The 6,425-nt window shown below is 53.8% G+C and carries 5 protein-coding genes and 3 tRNA genes; 6 read left to right on the top strand and 2 right to left on the bottom strand.

Annotated features, from left to right (window positions below):
• Positions 1 to 631 precede the first annotated feature (631 nt).
• Positions 632 to 2,266, top strand: coding sequence for a recombinase family protein (locus SOR61_RS03010; RefSeq protein WP_320611215.1), 1,635 nt, complete (start codon positions 632 to 634; stop codon positions 2,264 to 2,266).
• Between the two features lie 41 nt (positions 2,267 to 2,307).
• Here the strand turns inward: SOR61_RS03010 and SOR61_RS03005 are convergent.
• Positions 2,308 to 2,382 (bottom strand) — tRNA-Ala (locus SOR61_RS03005).
• Between the two features lie 237 nt (positions 2,383 to 2,619).
• On the opposite strand from SOR61_RS03005, the gene SOR61_RS03000 reads away from it, so the two are divergent.
• The 4 genes from SOR61_RS03000 (at position 2,620) to SOR61_RS02985 (ending at position 4,460) form a co-directional block, all read left to right on the top strand.
• A tRNA-Leu gene (locus SOR61_RS03000) sits at positions 2,620 to 2,706 on the top strand.
• A 3-nt stretch (positions 2,707 to 2,709) separates the two neighbouring features.
• Positions 2,710 to 2,785, top strand: a tRNA-Met gene (locus tag SOR61_RS02995).
• Positions 2,786 to 2,912: 127 nt separating this feature from the next.
• Complete coding sequence (locus tag SOR61_RS02990; protein ID WP_320611214.1) at positions 2,913 to 3,353, top strand: MarR family transcriptional regulator; 441 nt, start codon at positions 2,913 to 2,915, stop codon at positions 3,351 to 3,353.
• A gap of 21 nt (positions 3,354 to 3,374) precedes the next feature.
• Complete coding sequence (locus SOR61_RS02985) at positions 3,375 to 4,460, top strand: FUSC family protein (RefSeq protein WP_320611213.1); 1,086 nt, start codon at positions 3,375 to 3,377, stop codon at positions 4,458 to 4,460.
• 7 nt (positions 4,461 to 4,467) lie between these two features.
• On the opposite strand, the gene SOR61_RS02980 is transcribed toward SOR61_RS02985, so the two are convergent.
• A complete protein-coding gene (locus SOR61_RS02980) occupies positions 4,468 to 5,205 on the bottom strand; it encodes a SprT family zinc-dependent metalloprotease (RefSeq protein ID WP_320611212.1) in 738 nt (245 codons plus the stop codon).
• Positions 5,206 to 5,328: 123 nt separating this feature from the next.
• On the opposite strand from SOR61_RS02980, the gene SOR61_RS02975 reads away from it, so the two are divergent.
• Positions 5,329 to 6,420: an acyltransferase gene (locus SOR61_RS02975; protein WP_320611211.1), complete on the top strand. Its 1,092-nt coding sequence runs from the start codon at positions 5,329 to 5,331 to the stop codon at positions 6,418 to 6,420.
• Positions 6,421 to 6,425 lie beyond the last annotated feature (5 nt).

The following is a 6,425-nucleotide window of genomic DNA, read 5'->3' as shown; positions in this document are numbered from 1 at the left end:
ACATCAGGCGCGATGACAGCACGGGCGAACGCAACTCCAGCTACGGCCTCCCACTGACTTGAGGGGGAATACGGTGCTGTTCGTCAGCCTTACAAGCAACGGCAGTGCGGTATTGGGACAGCCTTGCCAAAGGCGGCTTATAACGGTCCCTGGGGCGTTATCACGCCTCATGCCGGGGGATGTGATAAATACGGCAAGAAGTAAATCCACCCTACTAAAACATGCTGGCAGCCGCATCAGAGCATCATATAGCAATATGACGGCGCTTCATGGTGCGGCTGTTCAGCTTTAAGGAGATACACGATAATGAGAAGTTCTATTATTCCAATCCCGAAACCTGAGAATGAGGATGCAGAGAAACACTCACAGCATCTCACCATTGATGATTGCAGCGTCAAACTGAACTTCCTCTCCGAAGCGCCAGATAACCACTCAAACAGTATTCTTGATACGATTAGGGGTATTTTGCTTGCACCTGCCTTGCCTAAATAGATCTGCGACATGTTTGCATAAGCAGTCGCACCATGTGATAATGATGATGTACTTGCACCTTGACAAATGAATATGGCAGAAAAAGCGAGCCATATACATCATCTTTCAGACAATCAACGACAAGAAAAGAGGTATGTATATGGAAATAATAAACACCAACATTCTTCATGACCGTGTGTATGCCCTATACAGGGTATCTTCACTTGGTCAGGTTGAGAAAGACGACATTCCCATGCAGAAACAGTATTGCCGGGAATTTGCTGCGAGGCAAGGCTGGACAATCGTTCGTGAGTTCTCTGAGAAGGGTGTTTCCGGCTTTAAGGTATCGGCAAAAGATCGTGATGCCATTCAGGAAATACAGCGCGAAGCGGCTCTTGGAAAATTCGACATCCTGCTGGTTTTCATGTTTGACCGCCTTGGACGCCGTGACGATGAAACTCCCTTTGTTGTTGAGTGGTTCGTCAGAAACGGCATTGAAGTATGGAGCGCGATGGAGGGTCAGCAGCGATTCGATTCTCACGTCGATAAGTTGATGAACTACATACGCTATTGGCAAGCCTCCGGGGAAAGCCTGAAAACCTCGATCCGCACAAAGACCCGTCTGGGCCAGCTCACAGAGGAGGGCCACTATACCGGAGGGACGGTGCCTTTTGGCTACCGTGCAGTCGATAAAGGCCGTGTAAACAAGAGAAACCGTACTGTTCTGGATTTGGAGATTGATGAGGACGAAGCTGAAATTGTCAGGCTCATCTTTCAGAAATATGTCACAGAAGGATACGGCGCGCTTCGTATCAGCCGGTATTTACACGAACAAGGTATCAAACATAGGGATGGGAGAAACTTCCCAAACACCAGCTTAAACCGCATCATTAAGAACGTTATATATACTGGCATCCTAAAAAATGGAGAGAGCCAGTCAGAGTACATTGACGAACTGAAGATCATAGATGCAGCAACTTTCTCACGAGCTCAGGAGATCATGAGGCAGAGGACGCAGCCGCGCAGCGAGGTTCCATTAAACAGCAAAGGGAAATCCTTGCTTGTTGGCAACATTTATTGCGCACACTGCGGAAATCGCTTGACACTAACAACAAGCGGCAAGCGGGTCGTGCGGGAGGACGGTACGGTGAAATATGAGCCGAGAATCCGCTATCAATGCCACTATAATGTCCGGCATCCTGGCGAATGCGACGGGCAGTCCGGTTATGGGATTACGAAGCTGGACGGAATTGTAGATAAGGCGATCCGTATGAAATTCGCTCAGATCACAGCAGCAAAAGAATCTGAAATTCTTGCAGACCAGCATAAAAAAGAAATCGAGCTGGCGCGGATCAAGTTCGAGCAAGCGAGAGAGGGACTTTCGGAGAAAGAGAAGGAGCTTGAAGATTACAAGCGCGAAACCTTGAAAGTGATTCGGGGACAAAGCACTCTGAATATCGACTTGCTGAACTCTCTGGTTTCGGAAACAGAAGGAGCTATCCTGCAACTCAAAGAATCAGTATCTGTGGCAGAAAAAGAATATACCGCATTATTGGAATCCGCAGATAGTCTCCGCAAAGAATACGACCGTTTACTTAGTTGGGCTGATCTTTATGATAGCTGCTCCTTTGAAGCAAAAAAGATGATCGTCTCTCAGCTCATCAAGGCCGTCAGGGTTGGACGTGATTACAACATTGAGATTGATTTCAACGTCACCTTTACTGCGTTCCAAAACTGCTGCATACAGGACGGGCAGCCCAGCACATTACAGCCCCTTCGATCCTGTTCGGCATAGAAAATCGGGACAACCCATCCTAAAATGGATTGTCCCGACGATGGTGGAGACGATGGGGGTCGAACCCACGACCTCTCGGATGCGAACCGAACGCTCTCCCACTGAGCTACGTCCCCATATTTTAGGTTGTGAACCTCACGGAAGCCGCGAGGTTCACAACTCTTAAGCTAAAACTGTACCGCTTGCGCACCCAGCTGAGCTACAGGCCAATATATGGAACAGTACTATTATAACAGAAAACCAAAAAAAGTAAAGCCCCCCGCCCTTCTGAAATATTTTTCAAAAAAACCATTGACATCCCCTCCCATTCATGGTATAGTAATTGAGCACTAAGGAGTGTGACCGCTGGAAATGCCGGAGTGGCGGAATTGGCAGACGCCTGGGACTTAAAATCCCATGGGAGAAATCCCGTGCCGGTTCGACCCCGGTCTCCGGCACCATATCGCGGAGTAGAGCAGTTGGTAGCTCGTCGGGCTCATAACCCGGAGGTCGCAGGTTCAAGTCCTGTCTCCGCAACCATAAACACCTTGGAATGAATTCATTCCAAGGTGTTTCTTTTTTCTTGCCCTTCTCATCTTTCTGTTGACAAGAAGATCATCTCCTCATATAATTAACATCGTTAACTTTTTAGAGGGAAGGAAACCGCATGTCAGAAGTGGATTGGCTCTTAATGCTCTCCTATCAGCAAGAACTCCATCACTTCGCCAGAACCATGCTGGCGCAAGCCCAAAACCAGTCGCTCACCACCAGCCAGCGGGAACTGCTCTCCCGCCTCTTCCTGGAGCCCCAGGAAAACACCCCTCTGGCCCTTAGCCGCCGCAGCGGCATGAAGAAAGAAGCGGTGAGCCGCTGTTTAAAACAGCTCCACGAAAAGGGATACGTCAAAAAGGAAAAGCACCCCAAAGACGAGAGAAGCTATACGCTCACCCTCACAGAGGCCGGACGAAAAGCCCTGGAAACTGATTATGGGGCCCTGCTTCAATCCTTTTACACCCTGCGCCGCCGCATGGGAGGGGAGGCTTTCGACTCTCTTTTCCAACTCATCCGCCGCGCCAACATCAACGCTGACATCCCCCCATTTCCATAACCCAAAGGAGGTCCCTTCTTCTTGCGTTTCTATGATGCCCTGCAATATGATCCCATGCTGTTAAAGGCCAAGATCCAGGAAAAGCCCGCCGGAAAAGAGCGGCGGCGCCTTCAGTTTGCCCTGGTCTTCCGCTCGTTTCTGATCGTTGCCTTCGCCATCGCCCTTCTCTCCCCCATCTCCGCCCTCTTTGGCTCGGAAAACACACCAATGGGGGTGGTGCTGTTTTGCATCCTGCTCAGCGTCCGCTTTGTTGACTTCGGCTATCGCATCCAGGACGCCCTCCGGAACCTGGGGCTTACCCTGCTCCTGCTCCTCTTCGTCCCGGTTCTGGCCGCTTCTCTTCCTCCTATCCCCGCAGGACTCCTCCATTTCGCCGCCTTCTTTTCCATTCTGCTGATGACCGCCCAGGTCCCGGAGATGGGAAACGGCGGCCTCTACGGCTTTGCCTACATGTTCCTGACCGGAAACCCGGTCTCCGGCTCCGCCCTGGCCCAGCGCTGCCTGCTCACCCTGGCAGGCTTCCTTCTGTGCGGTGCGGTGTTCTTTTTCAAGCACGCCGGAAAGCACAAAACCCGCACCTTCCGTCAGGTTCTTACCTCTTTTTCCCTGTCCTCCCCGGTGAGCCGGTGGCAGCTTCGCCTGGCGCTGGGTTCCAGCCTTCTGCTGGTCCTCTGCCAGCTCCTCTCTGTTCAGCGGTTTATGTGGGCCGGGTTCGCCTGCGCCTCTTTGCTGTCCATCTATCCCACCAGCGAAGACGCAAAGCAGCGCTTCCAGTTCAGGATCCAGGGGGCTGTGGCAGGCTCTCTCCTGTTCTCCCTCTTCTATCTGCTCACGGCCCCTTCCCTTCGCTCCCTGTTGGGCCCTGCTGGGGGACTCCTTCTGGGACTCTCCACCCACTACCGCACCAAAACCATCTGCAACTGTTTCGGCGCCCTCCTCCTGGCCGTCAGCATCTACGGCGTGCAGGGCGCAGTCATCCTAAGAGTGCTCAACAACCTGTTGGGGGCCGCCTTCGGATACGGCTTTGTCTGCCTGTTCCGTCGGTGCGTAGACCAACGGTATCTCCCCCTCCCTGCTACTGAAACCATCCCCGTGGGAAAGCGCTGACTGCGCGTTACCCACGGGGATGTTCCATCCAGCTCCTGGTATTGAGCCGTTCCTTCTCCTCTTTCCAGTTTGGCATTCTCTGTCCCAACAGGTGGTAGAAGTCCTTGGAGTGGTTGGGGTGGATCAAATGGCAGTACTCGTGGATCGCCACGTACACAATGCAGGATCGGGGTGCTTCCAGCAGCTGCGTATTCAGGGTGATGCTTCCCCGGCCGGGCACGCAGGACCCCCACCGGGTTTTCATGGAGCGCACCCGCAGGCGGGGCCGGGCCACGCCCATCGCCGCAAACGGAGGATAACATTCCTCCATGATCTCTCCAAACACCTGCTGGCAGGTCTCCTTCCAGTACTTCCCCAGAAGGGCTTCCTTCCTGTCCCGGTCCCCCGGGTCTTGCACCCGCAGGCAAAGAAAGGCGCCCTCCACTTGGACCCCTTCCTCCCGGCTCTCTTCTACCCGCAGCGTCAACTGGCGGCCTAATAACCAGAAGGGTTCTCCGTCGGTGTAGGTTCTGGGTGGGGGAAGCTTCCGAGCTTCCTCCTGGATCTCCCGCTGAGCCTTCCGGATAAGCGCTCCCTTCCGGACCACAAATGCGTCGATCTTTTTCGGGTCCGACAAGGGGCTGGCGGAAACCACCACGGTGCCGTCCCGCCGAACCCGAAGGTTCCAGTTTTTGACCGGTTTCTCTTCCAGCCAATAGCTTAGCCTTCCCTCCCCGTCGGTGACGGTCCGCAGGCTCTTTTTCATGGGTAACCCCTCCTCTCCGGTTTTTTCCTATCCTATCATATCCCTTTCCTCCCCTCAAGAGAGGATCTTCTCTCCTCCGTTTTTCCCCATTATTCCAGAAAAAGCGTTGCATATCCCTTTCGTTTGCGCTACCATGGTGGTACTGCGTTCCCCCATCAAACCGAAAGTGATCTGGACTTTGCCCGTGTCACGGCCATGTTTGCCGTCATCATGATCCATGTCACCAGCAGCTACATCTATGCGGAAAGCCACATAGCCCTCGGAGGAATGAACCTGGCTTTCCTGCTCAACCAGATGTCCCAATTTGCTGTTCCTCTGTTTGTTCTGCTTTCCGGGGCCTCCCTGGGGCTCAGTACATCCCAGTATTCTCCCGGCACCTTCTACCGTAAACGTCTGGCCAAACTGCTGCCCCCGTACCTGATCTGGTGCCTTCTCTACTACTTCTATAACCCACTGACCAATACCCTGCGGCCTCTGGACCTGTCTCCCCACGGAATTCTGGCGCTCCTGCGCACCTTGTTGCTGGGCCAGGCGGCCTCCCACCTCTACTTTATCCCCGTGATTTTCCAGTGCTACCTGCTCTACCCCTTGCTGAAAAAGTGGCTCCAACGAGCCCCCGGGGCTGTGCTGCTGGTCGCCTTCGCCCTTACCTTCGCCACCCAGGAGCTTTACTTCCTTCTGGACCGGCAGGTTTCTCTCCCCTTCCCCAGCCTGCATCCCTATCTCTGGATGCTGTTTCCTGCCTGGGGCTTTTATTTTGTCCTTGGGGCGCTGCTCACAGGAGAGCGTCTGGACCAGCTGTCTGCCTTTGCCCGCCACTGGCGCTGGCTGGTTCTGCCTGTGGTGCTCCTGCTGGCTTTGCTCTTTGCAAAGGTCAGTTTCACCACCGGGTTCATCATCGCCGTGAAGCCTGACCTCACCCTCTACGTTCCCCTGATTCTTCTGGGCTGTCTGAGCGCGTGGCAGGTCCTCCGCCCCCTCCCCTTCGCCCTGCCTGTGGTGCGATTTCTGGCGGACCACTCCCTCACCACCTATTTCTCCCATGTGATGGTGCTGAATTTCTTCCGCCGCAACCTCTTTTTCGCCCAGGGTATGCAGGGCATGGTCCTTCTTTATCTGTGCGTGGCCGTGGTCTCTCTCTTACTGGCGTTCTGTTTAGACCACCTGCTTACCTGGCTCCGTTCCCTTCGTTCCCGCCCCGCTGTCCCCGTGTAACTAAC

Source organism: Evtepia sp., assembly GCF_034090835.1.
Taxonomy (GTDB): Bacteria; Bacillota; Clostridia; order Oscillospirales; family Oscillospiraceae; genus Evtepia.
Note: the sequence above shows the minus strand (reverse complement) of the source record. Positions and strands in the feature narration are given on the sequence as shown.